Below are 21,949 nucleotides of genomic sequence, written 5' to 3' on the forward strand. Positions count from 1 at the left end.
CTATATTCTTGGATATTAATTAGTCGTTACAACTTCTATCAAGCGATAGATGAACCTACTGCCCTTTTCAAACAACTACACGAGGTAGACTCATGTTAAATAGCCTAAAATCTGGAAATCGCTTACGAGTCGATTTTTCCAAAGTCCCAAAAAAAATTGATGTACCAAATCTACTCCAACTTCAACAAAAGAGTTACGAACAGTTTTTAGATGTTGAAAATTTCAAAGAAGAGAGTGGCGTAGAGAAGGTTTTTAAATCTATTTTTCCTATTCATGATCCCCAAAATAGACTTACTTTAGAATATGCTGGATCTGAGGTTGGAAAACCTAGATATACTGTCCGCGAATGTATGGAGCGTGGCCTTACTTATTCTGTTAGCTTAAAAATGAATATTCGTCTTATCCTCTGGGATAAAGATGAAAAATCCGGTGAAAAGACTGGTGTAAAAGATATTAAAGAACAAGCAATTTTTATTCGTGAAATTCCATTAATGACCGATAGAACTTCATTTGTTATCAATGGTGTTGAAAGAGTTGTTGTTAATCAGCTTCACAGAAGCCCTGGTGTTATCTTTAAAGAAGAAGAGAGCCCAACGGTTGCTAATAAGCTTATTTATAATGCTCAAATTATTCCAGATCGTGGTTCTTGGCTCTATTTTGAATACGATGCTAAAGATACCCTATTTGTTAGAATTAATAAACGCAGAAAAGTTCCTATTACGATTCTATTTCGTGCACTTGGATACAGCAAACAAGATATTTTAAAACTTTTTTACCCTGTGCTCAATATTATGATTCGTGAAAATAAATTCTTAATTGAGTTCTCAGCTGATAACTTCTTAGGTCGTGTTGATTTCGATCTTAAAGATGAACATGGAAACCTTCTTTTGGCTGCAGGAAAGCGTCTTGCACGTAAAAAAGCTGAAAAATTTATTGAAGATGGTATTAAGTTTATTGAATATCCTGTTGAAATTTTGGTTAATCGTTTTCTCTCTTCTCCAATTATTGATAAAGAGAGTGGTGAAGTCCTTTATGATACATTGGCACAACTTGACGAAGGTAAATTGGCTAAGATTATTGAACAAAAATGTGAAACGATTGAAATTGCCAATGATCTTGCAAGTGGTGTCGATGATGCTATTATTAACTCGTTTATTGCTGATAACGAAACACTGAAATTACTTCGTCAAACAGAGAGCATTGAAGATGAAAATGACTTAGCAGCGATTCGTATTTATAAAGTAATGAGACCAGGCGAGCCTGTTACCAAAGAAGCTGCAAAGACATTTGTCAAAGATCTTTTCTTTAACTCTGAAAGATACGATTTAACCAAAGTTGGTCGTATGAAAATGAATCATAAACTTGGACTTACAGTACCAGAGTATGTGACGATTATGACGAGCGAAGATATTATCAAAACAGCAAAATACTTGATTAAAGTTAAAAATGGTCAAGGGCATATCGACGATCGTGATCACTTGGGCAATAGAAGAATTAGAGCTATCGGTGAATTACTAGCGAACGAGCTTCATGCAGGTTTGATCAAAATGCAAAAAGCAATTCGTGATAAATTCACAGCACTTAGCGGTAGTGTTGAAAAGTTAATGCCTCATGATTTGATTAACTCTAAAATGATTACTTCTGCGATTGCAGAATTTTTCTCAAGTGGACAATTGTCACAATTTATGGATCAAACCAATCCGCTCAGTGAAATTACACATAAAAGAAGATTATCGGCTCTTGGTGAGGGTGGTTTAGTAAAAGAGCGTGCAGGCTTTGAAGTCCGTGACGTTCACCCAACACACTATGGTCGTATTTGTCCAGTAGAAACACCAGAGGGTCAAAATATTGGTTTGATCAATACCCTTTCAATGTATGCAAAAGTTAATGACCTTGGTTTTGTTGAAGCACCTTACCGTAAAGTTGAGAATGCAACCATTACAGATGAGATTATTTACATCACAGCAACACAAGAAGAGGGTTTAGTTATTGCTCCTGCAAGTACCAAGATTAATGAAAACAACGAGATTGTTGAAGATTTAATTGAGGTTAGAGTTGATGGTGAGACTGTACTAATTGAGAAAGAGAAAGTTGATTTGATCGATCTTTCGTCCATGATGATAGCCGGTGTTGCAGCTTCACTTATTCCATTCTTGGAACATGATGATTCGAACCGTGCATTGATGGGTTCAAACATGCAACGTCAAGCTGTACCTTTGGTCAAATCAGACGCACCTATTGTTGGAACAGGCGTTGAAAAAATTGCAGCTCGAGACTCTTGGGAAGCGATTAAAGTCAAACGTGCGGGTATGGTTGAAAAAGTTGATAATAAAAATGTTTATATTTTAGGTGAAGATGAAGGTGGCGCATTTATTGACCATTATGCGCTTCAAAAAAATCTTAGAACCAACCAAAATACAACTTTCACTCAAAAAGTCATTGTAAGAAAAGGTGATATGGTTGAAGCGGGTGGTGTTATCGCTGATGGTCCAAGTATGGATCAAGGTGAACTTGCTATCGGTAAAAACGCAATGGTTGCTTTTATGCCATGGAATGGTTATAACTACGAAGATGCGATTGTTATCTCTGAGCGTATGATTCGTGAAGATGCTTTTACCAGCGTTCATATCTATGAAAAAGAGGTTGAAGCACGTGAGCTTAAAGACGGCGTAGAAGAGATTACTAAAGACATTCCAAATGTCAAAGAAGAAGAGTTAGCCCATCTTGATGATAGTGGTATTGTCAAAGTTGGTACCTATGTCACTCCTGGCATGATTCTTGTTGGTAAAGTATCACCAAAAGGTGAAGTAAAACCAACGCCTGAAGAGCGACTTTTACGTGCTATTTTTGGTGAGAAAGCAGGACATGTTGTCAACAAATCACTTTATGCAACGCCATCATTAGAGGGTATTGTTGTTGATGTTAAAATCTTTACAAAAAAAGGTTATGACAAAGATCCACGTGCTGTCCAAGCATATGAGCAAGAAAAAGAGATTTTAGACCGTGAGCATCATGATAAACTCTTGATGTTAGATCGTGAAGAGATGTTGCGTATTAATGCATTGCTTTTGAAAAACCCACTACAAGAAGATCAAGAGATTAGCAAAACAAGCTATAAAAAAGGTGGCTTTATTAAAGCAGAAGATCTTCATAATGTTAACCGTTTTTCAATTAATTCGATTGTAAAAGCATTCTCAAATGAAGTTCAAGATGACTATAAAGATCTTAAAATGTACTTCCAAAATGAGAAGAAAAAGCTCAAAGAAGAACATGATGAAAAACTAAATATCATTGAAAAAGATGATATTTTACCAAGCGGGGTTGTTAAGCTTGTTAAAGTTTATGTGGCAACCAAACGTAAGCTTAAAGTCGGTGACAAAATGGCGGGACGTCACGGAAATAAAGGTATCGTTTCTAATATCGTTCGTGAAGTCGATATGCCTTACCTTAAAAATGGTGAAATTGTCGACATCGTTTTAAATCCACTGGGCGTTCCAAGTCGTATGAATATTGGACAAATTCTTGAGGTTCATTTAGGTCTTGTTGGTAAACGTTTAGGCGATCAAATTGAAGAGATATTTAAAGAGAAACAAGGTGATTGGATTAAAGCACTTCGTGAAAAAATGATTAGTATTGCTGATGTTGCCAAACTGATGGATGCTAGGAATTTTATTGATAAAGTAAATGATGAACAATTGTTGATTTTTGCTAGAGATTGGAGCAAGGGTGTTAAATTTGCAACTCCAATTTTTGAAGGTGTTAACGTTGAAGAGTTTGAAAAACTCTTTGAAATGGCAAAAATTGATACCGACGGTAAGACTGACTTATACGATGGTATGACAGGTCAAAAGATGCACGAAAGAGTCAATGTGGGTTACATGTACATGTTAAAACTTCACCACTTGGTTGACGAAAAAGTGCATGCAAGAAGTACAGGACCATACTCACTGGTTACGCAACAACCTGTTGGTGGTAAAGCCCTCTTTGGTGGTCAAAGATTCGGTGAGATGGAGGTATGGGCGCTTGAAGCATACGGTGCTGCTCATACACTAAGAGAAATGTTAACAGTCAAATCAGACGACGTTGAAGGACGTATTTTAGCTTATAAAGCACTTACTAGAGGTGAAAATGTCCCTCAAACAGGAATTCCTGAAACATTCTATGTTTTAACGAATGAGTTGAAGTCTTTGGCTTTAGATGTTGAGATTTATGACGAGGTGGAAGAAGATGAAACGACTAGAACCAATTGAGATTCACGAAGAGAGCCGTCCTAGGGACTTTAAAGCATTTCAATTAAGACTTGCAAGTCCTGAAAAGATTCGCTCATGGAGTTATGGAGAGGTTAAAAAACCAGAAACCATTAACTATCGTACGCTCAAACCAGAGCGTGATGGACTTTTCTGCGCGAAAATCTTTGGACCCGTCAGAGATTATGAATGTCTGTGCGGAAAATATAAAAAGATGCGTTACAAAGGCATCAAATGCGAGAAGTGTGGCGTTGAAGTAACGAGCACAAAAGTGAGACGTTCACGTATGGGGCACATTGAGTTAGTAACTCCTGTGGCTCATATATGGTATGTTAACTCACTTCCAAGTCGTGTGGGAACGCTACTTGGTGTTAAGATGAAAGATCTTGAGCGCGTACTTTACTATGAAGCTTACATTGTTGAGCAAGCAGGTGAAGCGTTTTACGATGCTGAAAATAAAAATAAAGTTGCAGTTTATGATGTTCTTAATGAAGAACAATATCAATCATTGCAACAACGTTTTGAAGATACTGGTTTTGTAGCAAAAATGGGTGGCGAGGTTATTCGTGATTTATTAGCGAATATTGATCTTGTCGAAGTTCTTGGTCAACTTAAAGAAGATATTAACCAAACCAGTTCTGAAGCAAAGAAAAAAACCATTGTTAAACGTCTCAAAGTTGTTGAAGCATTCCTCAACAGTGGCAATCGCCCTGAATGGATGATGATTACTATGTTGCCAGTTCTTCCGCCAGATCTTAGACCACTTGTAGCACTTGATGGTGGAAAGTTTGCGGTCAGTGACGTCAATGACTTGTATCGTCGTGTTATCAACAGAAATGCTCGTTTGAAGCGTTTGATGGAACTTGATGCACCAGAAATTATTATTCGTAACGAAAAACGAATGTTACAAGAAGCGGTTGATGCACTTTTTGATAATGGTCGTCGTGCCAATGCCGTAAAAGGCGCTAATAAGCGTCCTTTAAAATCGCTTTCAGAGATCATTAAAGGTAAACAAGGACGTTTCCGTCAAAACCTACTTGGTAAAAGGGTTGACTTTTCAGGTCGTTCTGTTATCGTTGTTGGACCAAACTTGAAAATGGATCAGTGCGGTCTTCCAAAACAGATGGCGTTGGAGCTTTTTAAACCACATTTGTTAGCACGCCTTGAAGAAAAAGGGTATGCAACAACGGTTAAGCAAGCGAAAAAAATGATCGATATGAAAACCAATGAAGTATGGGAATGTTTAGCGGAAGTGGTTAAAGGTCATCCGGTTATGCTTAACCGTGCACCAACACTTCACAAACTCTCAATTCAGGCATTTCATCCTGTTTTGATTGATGGAAAAGCGATTCGTTTGCACCCTCTTGTATGTTCTGCCTTCAACGCGGACTTCGATGGCGATCAAATGGCCGTTCACGTTCCATTATCACAAGAGGCCATTGCTGAATGTAAGATCTTGATGCTGAGTTCAATGAACATCTTGCTTCCAGCTTCAGGTAAAGCGGTAACCGTCCCAACACAAGATATGGTCTTGGGTCTTTACTACTTAACACTCGAAAAACCGCATGCAAAAGGTTCTAATAAGATTTTTGCAAATGTGGATGAAGTCCATATTGCCATTGATGCAGGATTTTTAGATATTCATGCAAAAATTAAAACACGTATCAATGATAGAGTTCTCTTTACAACAGCAGGTCGTTTGATTTTAAAATCAATCTTACCAGATTTTGTGCCTGAAGCACACTGGAACAGAGTATTGAAAAAGAAAAATATCGGTGCTTTAGTTGATTTTGTCTTTAAAGAAGGTGGTATTGGTATTACTGCAGGATTTTTGGATAATATTAAAAGACTCGGCTTTAAATACGCAACTGAATCAGGTATTTCGGTTTCAATTGATGATATCCGTGTTCCTGAAGCAAAAGTGAAAAAAATCAAAGAAGCGAAGAAAAAAGTACGTGAGATCCAAAAACAATTTAGTTCTGGTTTATTAACTGAGCAAGAACGTTACAACAAAATTATTGATATTTGGACGGATACGAACAATGAAGTGGCTTCTGAAATGATGAAGCTTACGGAGAGTCATAAAGGCGGCTTTAACTCTATTTATATGATGGCAGATTCTGGTGCGCGTGGTTCTGCTGCGCAAATTAGGCAGTTAGCAGGTATGAGGGGTCTTATGGCGAAACCAGATGGAAGTATTATTGAAACGCCAATTATTTCAAACTTTCGTGAAGGTCTAAACGTTCTTGAATACTTTATTTCAACGCATGGTGCTCGTAAAGGTCTTGCGGATACTGCTCTTAAAACAGCGAATGCAGGTTACTTGACCAGAAAACTGATCGACGTTGCTCAAAACGTTAAAGTTACGATGGATGATTGTGGTACACATGAAGGTGTTGAGATTACCGAAATCAGTGAGAGCGGTGAGCTTGTAGAGTCATTGTATGAGAGAGCAACAGGTCGTGTTCTTGCAGAAGATGTTATTGACACAATTACCAACGAAGTTCTCTTCACAGAGGGAACATTGATTGATGAGAAGAGCGCTCAAGCCCTTAAAGAGGCAAGCATTAAGTCGGTTGTTATTCGTACACCAATTACATGTAAAGCTAAAAAAGGCGTTTGTGCAAAATGTTATGGTACTAACCTTGCTGAAGGTACATTGGTTCGCCCAGGTGAAGCAGTTGGTATTATTTCAGCACAATCGATTGGTGAACCAGGTACGCAACTAACACTTCGTACATTCCACATCGGTGGTACAGCATCAACGGAATCTCAAGATCGCCAAGTTATTGCACAGAAAGAGGGTTTTATTCGTTATTACAATGTAAAAACGTATGTGACTAAAGAAGGCAAGAATATTGTTGCTAACCGCAGAAATGCAGCTGTTCTTCTTGTCGAGCCAAAAATAAAAGCACCATTTAAAGGTACGATTGAGATTGATACAGCACATGAAGAGACAGCGATTACAATTACCAGTGCTAGTGGTGAAAATATTCGTTATACCCTTCGTAAAAGTGACTTTGCTAAGCCAAATGAGCTAGCGGGTGTTAGTGGTAAAATTGAGGGTAAATTCTATATCCCATATCTTAGTGGCGATATGGTTGAAATCAACGAGAGTATCGTAGAGGTCATTAAAGAGGGTTGGAACGTTCCAAGTCGTATTCCTTATGCGAGTGAGCTTAAAGTAAAAAATGGTGATCCAATTATCCAAAAGATTCATGCTGATGCCAAAGGTGTTGTAAAATACTATAAGCTTCATGGAGACTATTTGGATCGTATCCATGATATTGAAAAAGGTCATGTGGTTAAAGAAAAAGGTATTTTTGCAGTGGTTGCAGACAATGATGATAGAGAAGCAATTCGTCACTATATTCCACGTGATTCCATCATTGATATTAATGATAATAGCATTGTAGAGGGGAAAACGCTCCTTGCATATCCTTCAACCAGTGAGCAAATTACCATTGCTGAGTGGGATCCATACTCTACGCCAATTATCGCAGAAGATGCAGGTATTGTTACATTTGAAGATATTGAACCAGGTATTAGTGCAACAGAGCAATTTGATGATATGACTGGTCAAAGCAGACTGGTCATCAATGAGTATCTACCAAGCGGCATGAAACCAACCATTATTATTGCAAATAAAAATGGTGAGATTGTTAAGTATCAATTAGAGCCAAAAACAGCAATCTTTGTTCAAAATGGTGTAACGGTTGGTCTAGCGGATTTGATTGGTAGAACGCCAAAAGCGATTGCAAAATCGAAAGATATTACCGGGGGTCTTCCACGTATTAGTGAGCTTTTTGAAGCACGTCGTCCTAAAAATGCCACTGTTATTGCGGAGATTGATGGAACGATTCGTTTTGGTAAACCACTACGTTCAAAAGAGCGTATTATCATTGAAGCAGCTGATGGTACAAGTGTCGAGTATTTAGTGGATCGTAATACACAAATTCACGTTCAACCAGGTGAATTTGTCCACGCAGGTGAGCGACTCACCGATGGTGTAATTTCAAGCCATGATATTTTACGTATTATGGGTGAAAAAGCACTTCACTATTATTTGATCAGTGAAATTCAACAAGTCTATCGTGGACAAGGTGTTGCGATTAACGATAAACACATTGAGGTTATCGTTTCTCAAATGCTTCGCCAAGTACGTATTGTTGACAGTGGCGATACAAAGTTTATCATGGGTGATTTGATTAGCCGTAGACGTTTCCGTGAAGAGAATGAAGCGGTTATGAAAATGGGTGGAGAGCCAGCGATTGCTGAGCCAACACTTTTAGGTGTTACCCGTGCAGCGATCGGTAGTGATAGTGTTATATCAGCGGCTTCATTCCAAGAGACAACCAAAGTTCTAACGGAAGCGAGTATCGCAGGTAAGATGGATATGCTCGAGGATCTTAAAGAAAATGTTATCTTAGGACGTATGATTCCAGTAGGAACCGGTCTTTATCAAAACAAACAATTTAATATTGAGTTGAACCCAAGTAGAGGTTAAGTTAAGGTTCCCTTAACTTAACCTTTTTTTAAGCTATTTTTAAATAAAATTAGCACCTATTTTTTACAAAATAAAGGAAATAATGTGCCAACCATTAACCAACTCGTCAGAAATGAGAGAAAAAAGGTGATTAAAAAATCAAAATCACCTGCACTTGATAAGTGCCCTCAAAGAAGAGGCGTTTGTACAAGAGTTTATACGACAACTCCTAAAAAACCAAACTCTGCTTTGAGAAAAGTTGCCAAAGTCAAATTGACCAGCGGTTTTGAAGTCATTAGCTACATCGGTGGCGAGGGACATAACCTACAAGAACACTCCATTGTATTGGTACGTGGCGGTAGGGTAAAAGATTTACCAGGTGTTAAGTACCATATTGTACGTGGTGCGCTTGATACTTCAGGTGTTGCAAAAAGAACGGTGTCTAGAAGTAAATACGGTACAAAAAGACCAAAAGCTAAATAAATTTAACAGCAGGTGATGTCCTTTGTTTTGACATCATTTGAGTAAAATTTTTAAAAAATTTGAAGGAAATAGTATGAGAAGAAGAAAAGCTCCTGTAAGAGAAGTATTACCAGATCCAATCTACAATAGCAAAATTATCACAAAGTTTATCAATGCGTTGATGCTCGATGGAAAAAAGAGTGTTGCTACTAAAGTATTTTATGGTTCATTAGAACTCGCTGAAAAAAGAAGCGGAACACTCAAAGGGATTGAAATTTTCAATACAGCTATCGATAACGTTAAGCCTGTTATGGAAGTAAAAAGCAGACGTGTCGGTGGAGCAACATATCAAGTTCCAGTCGAAGTTAGAACAACTCGTCAACAAGCATTGGCTCTTAGATGGTTAGTCTCTTACGCTCGTAAAAGAAGTGAGAGAACAATGGTCGAGAGGTTGGCCAATGAACTTTTAGATGCGGCTAATAGTAGAGGCGCTACCTTTAAGAAAAAAGAAGATACTTATAAAATGGCAGAAGCAAACAAAGCGTTTGCTCACTATCGCTGGTAAGATGACGCTGGGGATGTTTACATGTAAACATCCCTTTCTTCAGAACTACACTCCTAATATAACAAGGAAATTATAATGGCAAGAAATACCCCTATTGCAATGGTTAGAAACATCGGTATTGCTGCGCACATTGATGCAGGTAAAACCACAACAACTGAAAGAATCCTTTTTTACACCGGTATCTCTCATAAAATTGGTGAGGTACACGATGGTGCTGCGACAATGGACTGGATGGAGCAAGAGAAAGAGCGAGGTATTACCATTACTTCAGCGGCTACTACATGTACATGGAAAGATCATCAAATTAATATCATCGACACTCCAGGCCACGTTGACTTCACGATTGAAGTTGAACGTTCCATGCGTGTTCTCGATGGCGCTGTCGCTGTATTTTGTGCCGTTGGTGGTGTTCAACCACAATCTGAGACGGTTTGGAGACAAGCCAATCGTTATCAAGTTCCAAGAATGGTATTTGTTAACAAAATGGACCGTGTTGGTGCTGACTTTTATAATGTTGAAGCACAAATTAAAAATCGTTTAAAAGCAAACCCAGTACCTATTCAAATTCCTATTGGTGCAGAAGAAAACTTTAAAGGTGTTGTTGATCTCGTTGAGATGAAAGCACTGATTTGGGATGATGATGCTGCAATGGGTTCAAACTACCAAGTAGTTGAAATTCCAGCGGAACTTGCGGATAAAGCTAAAGAATACCATGAGAGAATGGTTGAAGCTGTTTCTGAGACCAGTGATGAGTTGATGGAAAAATACCTTGGTGGTGAAGTGCTTACAAAAGCTGAAATTAAAGCAGGTATCAAAGCAGGATGTCTTGCAATGACATTTATTCCTATGATTTGTGGAACAGCGTTTAAAAACAAAGGTATTCAACCGATGTTAGATGCTGTTATTGATTATATGCCAGCTCCTACTGAAGTACATGCGATTAAAGGTGAATACGAAGATGGACACGAGTGTGTCGTTGATTCAACTGATGATGGCGAATTTGCAGCACTTGCGTTTAAAATTATGACCGATCCATTTGTTGGTCAATTAACCTTCGTGCGTGTTTACCGTGGTTCATTGGAAAGCGGAAGTTATGCTTACAATACAACCAAAGATAAAAAAGAGAGAATTGGTCGACTTCTTAAAATGCATGCGAACAAAAGAGAAGAGATTAAAGTTCTTCATTCTGGTGAAATCGGCGCGGTTGTAGGTCTTAAAGATACACTAACAGGTGATACGCTTGCAAGTGAAAAAGATCCTGTAATTTTAGAGAGAATGGTATTCCCAGATCCTGTTATCTCTGTTGCTGTTGAGCCTAAAACGAAAGCAGATCAAGAGAAAATGGGTATTGCGCTTCAAAAATTGGCGCAAGAAGATCCAAGCTTTAGAGTTGAAACCGATGAAGAAAGTGGTCAAACGATCATTTCTGGTATGGGTGAGCTTCACTTAGAGATTCTTGTTGATCGTATGCTTAGAGAGTTTAAAGTAAGTGCTGAAGTTGGTCAACCTCAAGTTGCTTATCGTGAAACGATCCGTGCATCAGTTAATCAAGAGTACAAATACGCAAAACAATCGGGTGGTCGTGGTCAATACGGTCACGTATTCCTCAAAATCGAACCTCAAGATGCTGGGCAAGGTTATGAGTTTATCAACGACATCAAAGGTGGAGCAATTCCAAAAGAATTTATCCCTGCTGTTGATAAAGGTATTAAAGAAGCTTTGGGTGCTGGTGTACTTGCAGGTTATAAAGTGGAAGACGTTAAAGTTACCCTTTATGATGGAAGTTACCATGATGTTGACTCTTCTGAGATGGCGTTTAAATTGGCTGCTTCTATGGGCTTTAAAGAGGGTTGTAGAAAAGCAAAACCCGTTATTCTTGAGCCAATCATGAAAGTAGAAGTTGAAACTCCAGAAGACTTTATGGGTGATGTTATCGGCGATCTTAACCGTCGTCGTGGACAAATTAACTCTATGGATGATCGAAGTGGTAACAAAATTGTTAACGCATTCTGCCCATTGGCTGAAATGTTCGGTTACTCAACGGATCTTCGTTCTCAAACACAAGGTCGTGCTTCTTACTCAATGGAATTTGACCACTATGATGAAGTTCCTAGAAACGTTGCAGAAGAGATTATCAAAAAACGTAACGGTTAATACGCCATTTTTAGAAGCCGAATGTGTGAAAACGCATTCGGCTTTTTTTTTACTTCAATTTTTCCCTTGCGTCCCCATAGCTCAGCAGGATAGAGCATCAAATTCCTAATTTGAAGGCCGTGCGTTCGAATCGCGCTGGGGACACCATTCATCCTTTTATTTTCAAAAACTAAAAATTATTTTAATGAATCACCTCTATCAAATCTAAGGAAAAGAGAATGAATTTTTTACATGTAAAAGCAAATCTATCTGAAAAATCCAAAAGAACGATTGCCATTGTTATAGCCCTTTTGTCTGTTTATATTATATGGGGAAGCACTTACTTGGGCATTAAAATTGCCATTGAAACGTTTCCTCCTTTGCTTATGGCGGGAATACGTTTTATTCTAGCGGGAGCACTGCTATATAGTTTTGTAGCCTATAAAGAACGAAAGCATCCCAAGCTCATTGAGTGGAGAGACACTACCATCATTGGTACATTACTACTTTTGGGTGGTAATGGATTTGTAGTCATTGCAGAACAACATATTCCTTCTTCGATTGCTGCCATTATTATTTCAACAGTTCCTTTATGGATGATTGTGATTGGTTGGATGATGAAAATTCAAACGAAACCCAATAAAAGTACTCTGATTGGAACAGTGCTTGGTTTTGTAGGTGTTGCAATTTTGATGTACCCTTCTCATCAAGAGAATCTGCATTTTGATACGGGTGGGCTACTCTTTACGCTTTTAGCCGCTATATTATGGTCATTGGGGTCTATTTATTCTCAAAAAGCAATCTTACCTTCTTCCACAATGCTCTCAACTGCAATGCAAATGCTAACAGGAGGCGCTGTTTTAGTCATTGTGGGAACACTGACAGGAGAGTGGAATCACCTTAATCCAGCAGCATTCTCTTCTCGCTCTCTTATGGCGCTGTTGTATTTAATTTTTGTTGGTTCATTATTAGGCTTTAGTGCTTATGTGTGGCTTTTAAAAAATGTATCACCTTATTTAGCCTCAACGTATGCTTTTGTTAATCCTATTGTGGCGCTCTTTTTAGGTTACTTTTTTGCAGATGAAGTGATGAGTATTAAATCATTGATTGCAACCGTACTGATTATTAGCGCAGTGATTATGATCACACTCTTTAAGGCCAAAGGAAGATCAAAAAGATAATTATTGGAGGGTCTTTTAAGTTATTTTTAGCGATTACTGTATTGATATGGGAGTATAATTTCACTTATAAAATCTTTATAAGGAGAAAATGATGGCATGCAAAAAACCAGCAGCTAAAACAGTCAGTGATGATACGAAAGCCGAAAAACCTGCAACGACTAAAACGTGCGGTACAAAAAAACCATGCGCTAAAAAATAGCGTTTAAACCCTTCTTGATAGACGCTTAGAGTAAAGCGTCTATTCTCTCAACATCCTTTTCATCTAATGAGAATTCAAAAATACTTAAATCTTCTTTCATATGCAAAGCTGACGTTGTTCCATTGAGGGGGACGATTCCTTTTTGAATCACGTAACGGTAAAAAATTTGTTCAGCGCTTTTCCCGTAAATATTCACTATCTCCCGCATTGGTGGTGAATGTAAAATATGAGGATTGGCACTCAAAGTCCAAAAACTCTGATAGATAATGCCCTTTTCATTAGCCCATGAACGAAGTGTTTTATCGTAGTGAACATCTGCATAAAAACGATTTTGTACAAGAGATGGTTTAATACGAATATGCTCATAGAACGTTTGTAAAAGTGAGAGATCATAACAGTTACTAATACCTATTTGGCGTACTTCACCTTCTTCAAAGAGTGATTCAAACACATTCCATGCTTTAAGTAAGTTATTATAAGGGAAGAGTGGCGAATGGAGCAAGAGTGAGTCAAGATAGCTTGTTTGTAGATTTTGTTTGGACATTTCGCACGACGTGATGATTTGCTCTTCTAAAGAAGCGTGTGGATCATAAGGTATTTTGAGTGGGTCTTGTCCGTCGTATGGGGTGAATTTAGTTTGGAGATAAAGCTCTTCTCGTGTACCGCCTTTGGCGTAAAAACGTTCACACCCTTCGCCGACCAATGCCTCTTCATAGTGTTTGGGCTGACATGCGGTGTCAATTCCTCTGAAACCACTTTGAAGGGCTAACGCAACTAAGTCTGCTGTGCGTTCTTTTTTCCATGCAGTGCCATACAGCATGCAGGGTATGGAGACGTTTTGATTGCTAGTAACATAGTTCATCGTGACTCCTTTTAAACATTATAGAAAAACAAATTTTTAAAGGTGCTGTTTTTGCATAATTAAACTTTACATGTAAAGCATTCTATATGAATGAGAGTGTAGCATACTGTAAAGGAGAAACCATGTTAGCCTATCATGCTCAAACGGTGCACTCGTACCGCTCTGTACGTACCAAATCTCACAGCATCGACTGGGATCATCCTCCTCAACAGTTTAAAATCTATCCTGAAACATTTACTCGTATTCCTCTTGATAAAAAAAACCCAGACCATCGTTTTTTTTATCTCATTGGAGGTATTACAGCACAGAAAAGTTACCCAGGGGTTACTTATGCTTTGCGTACCAATCCGAGTGCTGGAGCATTGTATCCTACAGAAGTTTATGTTCAAATACGAGACGTGGAGGGCTTTAAGGATGGAATTTACCATCTTTCACCTCGTGAGACGTCACTGGTGTTATTGTATCCTTTATCAGAGCATGAAGGGGTAGAAAGTTTTTTACATGTAAAGAAAATAAAGGGGTTTGTATTCCTCTTTTCAGCGCTGTATTATCGTTCTTCATGGAAATACAAAGATCGTGCATTTCGCTACTGTTTGCACGATACAGGGCATATGATAGGCACGTTAGAAGCTTCGTGTACGCTTAGTGCTGCGGCGTATCATCTTTTATACGGGATTGACAAAAAGGCATTGAATAAACTTTTTGGATTTGGCAAAGAAGAATTTTTTCTCAGTGCCGCCATTGTAGGTGAAGAAGATGAAAGCTTTACATATAAAGAGGTATCAATGCGCCTTCCTTATGTGAATGGTACGGGAACTTTTGAAGTTAATGAATGTGTGGAAAAAGCCTATGATGAAACCTGTGAGCTTATTTTACATGCGCAAACTACACTACCACTGTTTGACCTAGATAAAGAGCGCTTCACTCAAGCCATTTGGAAACGACGTTCCATTCGTGATTTTATGCAAAAACCAATCGCTAAAGATGAGTTTTTAGAGGTCATGGAGTTCATCACCCAACCGATTCCGAGTGACTGCGATGTTGGAATAGAAATCTATGCGATTATCAACCGTGTCGAAGGGATGTGGCAAGGTGTTTGGAAGGAGGGAGTTTATCTGCAAAGTGGTGATTTTACGCGAAAAGCTGGCTATCTCTGTTTGGAGCAAGCATTAGGCGCAGAGAGTGGGGTTACCTTCTTTTTGGTGGGGCATGATGAGCAAAATTATCAAGCGATGGTACAAAAAGCTGGTATTATTGGGCATCGTCTTTATCTGATTAGCACCTATCTTGGCTTTGGATGCAGTGGTATTGGGGCGTATTATGATGAAGAGGTCATGACATTTTTGCAAAGCGACGGTATGGTTCTTTACTCCCTAGCTATTGGTCACTAAAGGAGTCAATTTTATAAAGTACCAACGTATTTGCTACCATATGGATGCACTTTTAAGACCTTAAATAGATAGGGCATACAAGCCACTATTTTCTTTTGAAATCCTATGTTATAATGGTTGAAACTCTGCTAATTCTGTATGCTAAAGGAGCATTTCTCATGGCAAGTATCGCAACCTATCGATGGACAGCATTTCTCCCTATCGTTGTCACACTACTCATTGCACTTTTCCCTACTCCCTCAGGTCTTGAACAACATGCTTGGTACTTTTTTGCTATCTTTGCAGGAACCATCGCAGCATTGGTGATGGAATCGTTTCCTTTTGCCGCTACAGGACTTATGGGTGCTACGATTGTCACTGTTCTTGCTCCTTGGGTGCTGTTTGGAACACAAGAACTCGCAAATCCAAAATTTAAGGCTCCAGAACAAGCTATTAAATGGATGCTAACGGGCTGGAGTAGTACAACCGTATGGCTCGTATTTTCCGCTTTTACCTTTGCCTTAGGCTATGAGAAATCAGGGCTAGGGCGACGTATTGCACTCATACTTGTCAAACTGATGGGACGAAGAACGCTTCTGTTGGGTTATGCCGTGATGCTCTCTGATGCCCTCGTCGCACCTTTTACCTCTTCCAATACCGCACGTAGCGGTGGAATTGTTTTCCCCATTGTTCGCAATTTGCCACCTCTGTATGATTCCAAACCCAATGACCCTTCAGCTCGCAAAATTGGTGGCTATGTTATGTGGGTTGCTTTTGCAACAACAGGGGTTACCAGTTCAATGTTTTTAACGGCATTGGCTCCAAACTTGCTTTGTGTAGAGATCATCAAGAAAATCGCAAAGGTTGACATTTCATGGACAGACTGGTTTTTTGCAGCAGCTCCTTTTGGTATTGTCATGCTCCTTCTGCTACCGCTCCTGATTTATTGGATTTATCCACCTGAAATTAAAGAAGGGGATGCTGTACCAAGGTGGGCAGAGAGTGAGTTGGTAAAGATGGGAAAAATTACTCTGAATGAAATTCTTCTTGCGATTATTGTTTTTACAGCCATTTTATTTTGGATATTGGGTGCAAAAATTATCAATGCGACTACGGTAGCACTTGTTGCAGTTTCATTCATGATGCTCTTCAAAATTGTGAAGTGGGATGACATCGCAGGCAATAAAACAGCGTGGAATACGATTGTATTGCTTGCATTTCTTGTTTCAATGGCGGAAGGTCTTTCACGCACAGGGTTTATCCATTGGTTTGACAACGGTATTGCTGCTTATATGCAAGGATTTTCGCCTATTGTTGCAATGTATGTTCTTGTCGCAACTTACTTCTTTTCTCATTATATGTTCGCCAGTACAACGCCGCATGCGACAGCAATGATGCCAGTGATGCTTGCCGTTGGGATGAGTGTTCCTGGAATGCCAATTAAAGAGTTTGCCTTGCTTCTAGCGATGACGCACGGAATTATGGGCGTTATCACACCGTATGCGACAGGACCAGCTCCTTTGTATTATGGGGCTGGATATATCACAGGTAAAGATTTTTGGAAACTTGGGTTTATCTTCGGTGTGATTTTTATTACAGCACTTTTAGGATTGAGTGCTCCAGTTATGCTCGCTATGCGTTAAAAAAAAGAGTGTGTCTCATGCGGGATACACTCTTTTTTCTTTTACATGTAAAGGTTAGAGTGTTTTGACTTTCAAATAAGTGTAGTATAAAAGAGCGAGTGCAGAGCTGTAAACAATACACCCAAGCCCTATCCACATCCAGATAAATGAAAGTTCAAAATAGCTGACAATGAGCGTGTAGACAATGCTCGGTGCTAAGATTTGGCGAAAGAAGCCAACGTAGAAGATCATTGTTGGTTTTTTGATGCCTTGCAAGGTTGCGACACATGCAAAATGCGTTACATAACCGCAAAAAAGAAAGAGCATGACATAAATGTACGTTGTACCATACGCAATCACATCCGCGCTTGGATCAAATTGTGCTACAAGCCATTTTCCACTAATCCATAAAATTCCCATCCCTATAATACTAAGTGTATAGCCATACGTAAGGGCATAAAAAAGTGTTTGACGTACACGCTCAAATTTACCCGCACCCATATTGTTAGAAACTAGGCTTAGCACGGCGCTACTAATACCAAGTGTAGGCAATAACATCAACTGTTCCACACGGTATCCAATGCCATATCCCGCTACAGCTTGATACCCATAAAGGGTGACAAAATGAAGGGCGATGAGCGAACCAAAGGACATCATCAGCATATTTAAACCAGGCGGTGTCGCTTGGCTTATTAAGTCTTTGTAAATACGCATATCGGGGTAAAAATGCTCTTTACATGTAAAACTAATTAACCCCGTTTGTAAACTTTTGTACAGCAAGTAGCTTGCACCAAATGCTTGTACTAAAACGGTTGAAAGGGCAATACCTCCAATTCCCATAGCCGGTATAAATCCCCAACCATAGATAAAAAGAGGATTGAGCACTATATTGGCAAAAAAGCCAAAGATGAGGGTATTACGGTAACTTTTTGTATCGCCAGTTGCCACAAGAACACTGTTGAGTGCAAAGTTAGCAAAGAAGAGAGCAGCGCCTAGCAAAATAACCTCAATAAAACTCAGCGCTAACGCATGGTAACGCTCTTCCGTCCCTATCCATGTGAGTAATTCTGAAGCAAAATAAAATCCTAAAAGCCCGAAAAACATTCCTACGCCAATAATCAGTGCTACCCCTTTTTTGGCAATGATACCTGCGAGGAAAAAATGCTGCTTTCCATAAGCGTGACCGATGAGCGCGGTTAATGCACTTGTTCCACCATATGCCATGCCGATGACAAAAAAGAAAAGAAAGGAAGAAGCAGAGAGAGCGGCGAGTGCTTCGGTGGAAATAAGTCCTGCATAGTAAGTATCAACGATATTGTAGAGCGTGTTAAAAAGCATGCCAAGACTTGCAGGAATGGAGAGTTGGCGCAAAAGTAATGGAATAGGGTTGTGGGTGAGTGATGTCGAATCCATGCCAGCTCTTTTTGATTTTATCATAACTTCTTCACGCTTTAAAAGAGATCATTTTTAATAACGACTTTTGAAGCAAAGCTTTAAAAGCCTACATTAGCCACTATGGCGCTGAAGCTTGCCTCTTTTGAGGCAGAATTTTAATTATATTTACACGAAATACACTCATTAATTACTCATTTTTTTTCGTTATGCTTCATGCATAAAAATAAAAATTATACATTAAATATAATTTTTATTTAAGATTTGTACGTTTCTCATCTCAAAATTGTTCAATCTAAGGAGAACACAATGACAAAGAAAATGGATAGAAGATCGTTTTTAAAAGTAGGGGGAGGTGTTGCTGCTGTAGCAACAATGAACGCAAATGCAATTCCTTTAGTAGGGGATGGTCTTTTAAATGATTCAGAGGATGGCTTTAGTGCTTCTCACTTTGGTGCAGTCATCACGCATTCACGCAATTCGCGTTTTGAAAGCGCGACCCCATTTGAAGGTGATGCCCACCCTGTGACGCTCATTGAAGGTTTGTACATACGCAACGGATCGCATTATGTATCCCTGTGTACGTGAGAGTTATTTGAAAAATGGATATAAAAGTGATAAAACAAAGCGTGGAAGTGACAAATTTGTGCGTGTTTCATGGGAAAAAGCCTACGATTTGATTGCCAATGAGCTTAAACGTGTTTATAAAGATCACGGCTCAGACGCTGTCTTTGGTGGCAGTTACGGTTGGTTTTGTGTAGGTAGCTTAAACAATCCACAAGCTTTGGTTGGCAGAATGCTAGGTATCGCCGGTGGCTACACTTCACGAACTTGCACCTATTCAACGCATGCTATTCGTCAAATAACGCCGTATATTACAGGCACTGATGAATCAACTGCTCCTGTTACTGTTTACCCTGTTATTATTGAAAATTCAGAATGTATCGTTTTTTGGGGAGCTGATCCAATCAACACGAACCAAATTGCATGGGGTGTTCCTGATCATCAATCTTATATGTATATGAAAGAGCTTAAAGAAGCTGCTAAAAAGCGCAATATCAAGTTTTATATTATTGATCCTGTATACAACAACACAGGGTTGTATTTTGGTGCAGAGCATATTCAAATTCGTCCAACAACCGATGTTGCACTGATGCTTGGTATTGCAAATTATCTTTATACCGAAAATCTTTATGATAAAGATTTTGTCCATAAATATACCATAGGGTTTGATGAATTTGAAAAATACCTTGTAGGTGAAAGCGAAGATATGGTCGCTAAAACACCTGAGTGGGCAGCTAAAATTTGTGGCGTCAATGCCAGTGTGATTAAAATGCTTGCCAAAGAGTTTGTGAGCAAACGTACCATGCTGATGGGTGGATGGGGAACACAAAGGGCACATCATGGAGAACAACCTAATTGGATGATGATTACCTTAGCCAGTATGATTGGACAAGTGGGACTTCCTGGTGGAGGATATGGCATGAGTTATCACTATTCAGATGGGGGTGTTCCAATGCCTGCGGCCGCTTCTGGTAATGCCCTCAGCGAAAAACCTATTAATGGCTCTGTAGGTGCCGTAGCAGATACTGAGAATGTTGCTGCTTCTCCTGGACTTTCTGGTATCAGTATCAACTCCAAAATGGATGGACCATGGAAACAACGAAAAATCAATGTCATCCCTGTATCACGTATTGTTGAATGCTTGGAAAATCCGGGGAAAGAGTACAATTTTGATGGTAAAGCGTATAAATACCCCGAAATTAAAATGGCATACTGGGCAGGTGGCAATCCTTTCCATCATCACCAAGATCGTAACCGTATGGTTAAAGCATGGCAAAAACTCGATACATTTGTCGTCAATGAATGCTTTTGGACAGCAACAGCACGTATGGCAGACATCGTTCTTCCCGCAACAACTGAGCAAGAGCGCAATGACATCTCCAAATCACATTCAAACAGTTACATTTTTGCAATGAAACAAGCCGTTAAACCCGCTGGTGAAGCAATGGATGATTTCGATATTTTTGTTAATATCCTAAGACGCTTTGGTGCGAATGAAGTGCTCGCTTTTACTGAAGGAAAAACAAAGATGGAGTGGGTTGAGGCTTTCTACGCAGAATCCTACGATAAAGCCATCAAATCAGGTGTTAAAATGTTGCCATTTAAAGAGTTTTGGGAAAAAGGTTTTGTCAAATTTGAAACACCTGAGAGTGCTAAAAAATTTGTTAAACATGCTAAATTTAGGCAAAATCCTGTTATCAATCGTCTTGGAACACCTTCAGGTAAAATCGAGATTTTCTCTAAGAAAATTGCAGGTTATAACTATAAAGAGTGCAAAGGTCATCCAATGTGGTTTGAACCAATGGAGTGGTTGGGAAGTAAAGTCGCTAAAGAGTTTCCACTAAACTTGGTTTCTCCTCATCCAAAATATCGCCTTCACTCACAACTCAATAATACATGGTTACGTGATCTTGAAGAGGTTGAAGGAAGAGAGCCGATTTGGATGCACCCTAAAGATGCTGCCAAACGTGGTATTCAAAATGGCGATATTGTGAGAGTATTTAACAAACGTGGTCAAGTTCTTGCAGGAGCAGTCGTGACTGAAGCGGTCATGCAAGGGGTTGTGAGAATGCAAGAAGGTGCGTGGTATGATCCAGCAGAACCAGGAAAAGTGGGCACATTGTGTCGTCATGGGGATGTTAATGTCCTGATACCTGATGTGGGAACCTCAGAACTTGCTCAAGGTAACCAAGCAACAGCATTGGTCGAAATCGAGAAGTTTAAAGGAGAAGTTCCAGACATTGGAATTTTCAAAGCTCCAAAAATTAAAGGTGTATGATGCGTATAATGAAATTTTTAGCACCATTATGTGCTGCAACAATGATGTTTGCGGCGGGGAATTCATTTTTAAGTAAAAATGCACAACTTTTTTCAGATGCAAAAGAGGGATCAGCTCTTGGAGAGCTGGTCGTCTCCTCGGCAGTCAAAGAACTTTCAAAAAGCGGTGATTTTACCGAAGTAGAGTTTGTTGGTTTTATGCCTGAAGGGAGTACGATTGCGTATGAAAAAACAGGTGTCCTTATGATAGGTTTTGAAGCGACGAAAGCCTCTGTTTATAAAGTGATTGGTCAAACTAAAGATGAGTACGATACGGTATGGTTAAACGTTTCGGTAAAATGCTTTGTTAAAAGCGACGCACTTGGAAATGATAAATCAAAAATATTAGGCGAAGGAAAAACACTGTTTCAAGCTAAGTGTAGTACCTGCCATGCCTTGCATGCTGAAGATGAGTTTGAGCCCAATGTTTGGCCGAGCATCTTAGAAGCAATGGGTCAGCAAGCAGGTCTTTCTAAGGCTGAGAAATTTAGCATTGAAAAGTACCTTCAAAATTTTACGAAATAGTTCTTCTGACGCTTCGTTAGTCTTT

13 protein-coding genes and 1 tRNA gene are annotated in these 21,949 nt (G+C 39.2%); 12 read left to right on the plus strand and 2 right to left on the minus strand.

All coding sequences use genetic code 11. The annotated features are described in order from the left end of the window. Positions 1–92: 92 nt before the first annotated feature. From rpoB to yedA, 7 genes are all read left to right on the plus strand, one after another. Positions 93–4,250 carry a DNA-directed RNA polymerase subunit beta gene (rpoB, locus tag FA584_RS02080; protein ID WP_167750102.1) on the plus strand — a complete coding sequence of 1,386 codons (4,158 nt, stop codon included), beginning with the start codon at positions 93–95 and terminating at the stop codon, positions 4,248–4,250. Continuing rightward, a complete protein-coding gene (rpoC, locus tag FA584_RS02085; RefSeq protein ID WP_167750103.1) occupies positions 4,228–8,754 on the plus strand; it encodes a DNA-directed RNA polymerase subunit beta' in 4,527 nt (1,508 codons plus the stop codon). The genes rpoB and rpoC overlap by 23 nt, the downstream gene beginning before the upstream one ends. A gap of 84 nt (positions 8,755–8,838) precedes the next feature. Next, a complete protein-coding gene (rpsL, locus tag FA584_RS02090) occupies positions 8,839–9,216 on the plus strand; it encodes a 30S ribosomal protein S12 (protein WP_012856158.1) in 378 nt (125 codons plus the stop codon). Between the two features lie 73 nt (positions 9,217–9,289). Next, a complete protein-coding gene (gene rpsG, locus FA584_RS02095; RefSeq protein ID WP_096045771.1) occupies positions 9,290–9,760 on the plus strand; it encodes a 30S ribosomal protein S7 in 471 nt (156 codons plus the stop codon). Between the two features lie 75 nt (positions 9,761–9,835). Beyond that, positions 9,836–11,914 (plus strand): elongation factor G, encoded by a 2,079-nt coding sequence (gene fusA / locus FA584_RS02100; protein WP_167750104.1) that lies wholly within the window; start codon positions 9,836–9,838, stop codon positions 11,912–11,914. Between the two features lie 70 nt (positions 11,915–11,984). Next, positions 11,985–12,061, plus strand: a tRNA-Arg gene (locus tag FA584_RS02105). A gap of 71 nt (positions 12,062–12,132) precedes the next feature. Continuing rightward, positions 12,133–13,074 carry a drug/metabolite exporter YedA gene (gene yedA / locus FA584_RS02110; protein WP_167750105.1) on the plus strand — a complete coding sequence of 314 codons (942 nt, stop codon included), beginning with the start codon at positions 12,133–12,135 and terminating at the stop codon, positions 13,072–13,074. Positions 13,075–13,298: 224 nt separating this feature from the next. On the opposite strand, the gene FA584_RS02115 is transcribed toward yedA, so the two are convergent. Further along, the gene (locus FA584_RS02115; RefSeq protein WP_167750106.1) at positions 13,299–14,135 is read right to left on the minus strand and encodes an aldo/keto reductase family protein; all 837 of its coding nucleotides are present in this window, start codon (positions 14,133–14,135) and stop codon (positions 13,299–13,301) included. Positions 14,136–14,257: 122 nt separating this feature from the next. On the opposite strand from FA584_RS02115, the gene FA584_RS02120 reads away from it, so the two are divergent. Next, positions 14,258–15,526 carry a SagB family peptide dehydrogenase gene (locus FA584_RS02120; protein ID WP_167750107.1) on the plus strand — a complete coding sequence of 423 codons (1,269 nt, stop codon included), beginning with the start codon at positions 14,258–14,260 and terminating at the stop codon, positions 15,524–15,526. 158 nt (positions 15,527–15,684) lie between these two features. Then, a complete protein-coding gene (locus FA584_RS02125; protein ID WP_167750108.1) occupies positions 15,685–17,148 on the plus strand; it encodes an anion permease in 1,464 nt (487 codons plus the stop codon). A gap of 54 nt (positions 17,149–17,202) precedes the next feature. Here FA584_RS02125 and FA584_RS02130 read toward each other — a convergent pair whose 3' ends face one another. Beyond that, positions 17,203–18,540 carry an MATE family efflux transporter gene (locus FA584_RS02130; protein ID WP_167750677.1) on the minus strand — a complete coding sequence of 446 codons (1,338 nt, stop codon included), beginning with the start codon at positions 18,538–18,540 and terminating at the stop codon, positions 17,203–17,205. A 288-nt stretch (positions 18,541–18,828) separates the two neighbouring features. On the opposite strand from FA584_RS02130, the gene FA584_RS14335 reads away from it, so the two are divergent. The 3 genes from FA584_RS14335 to FA584_RS02140 are packed head-to-tail and all read left to right on the plus strand — an operon-like array spanning position 18,829 to position 21,924. After that, positions 18,829–19,107, plus strand: coding sequence for a twin-arginine translocation signal domain-containing protein (locus FA584_RS14335; protein ID WP_226372228.1), 279 nt, complete (start codon positions 18,829–18,831; stop codon positions 19,105–19,107). Beyond that, entirely contained in the window at positions 19,088–21,361 is a 2,274-nt protein-coding gene (locus FA584_RS02135; protein WP_228448581.1) for a molybdopterin-dependent oxidoreductase, read from the plus strand. The genes FA584_RS14335 and FA584_RS02135 overlap by 20 nt, the downstream gene beginning before the upstream one ends. Continuing rightward, positions 21,361–21,924 carry a c-type cytochrome gene (locus tag FA584_RS02140; RefSeq protein WP_167750109.1) on the plus strand — a complete coding sequence of 188 codons (564 nt, stop codon included), beginning with the start codon at positions 21,361–21,363 and terminating at the stop codon, positions 21,922–21,924. The genes FA584_RS02135 and FA584_RS02140 overlap by 1 nt, the downstream gene beginning before the upstream one ends. Positions 21,925–21,949: the final 25 nt, after the last annotated feature.

The sequence above is a fragment of the Sulfurospirillum diekertiae genome (genome assembly GCF_011769985.2).
GTDB lineage: Bacteria > Campylobacterota > Campylobacteria > Campylobacterales > Sulfurospirillaceae > Sulfurospirillum > Sulfurospirillum diekertiae.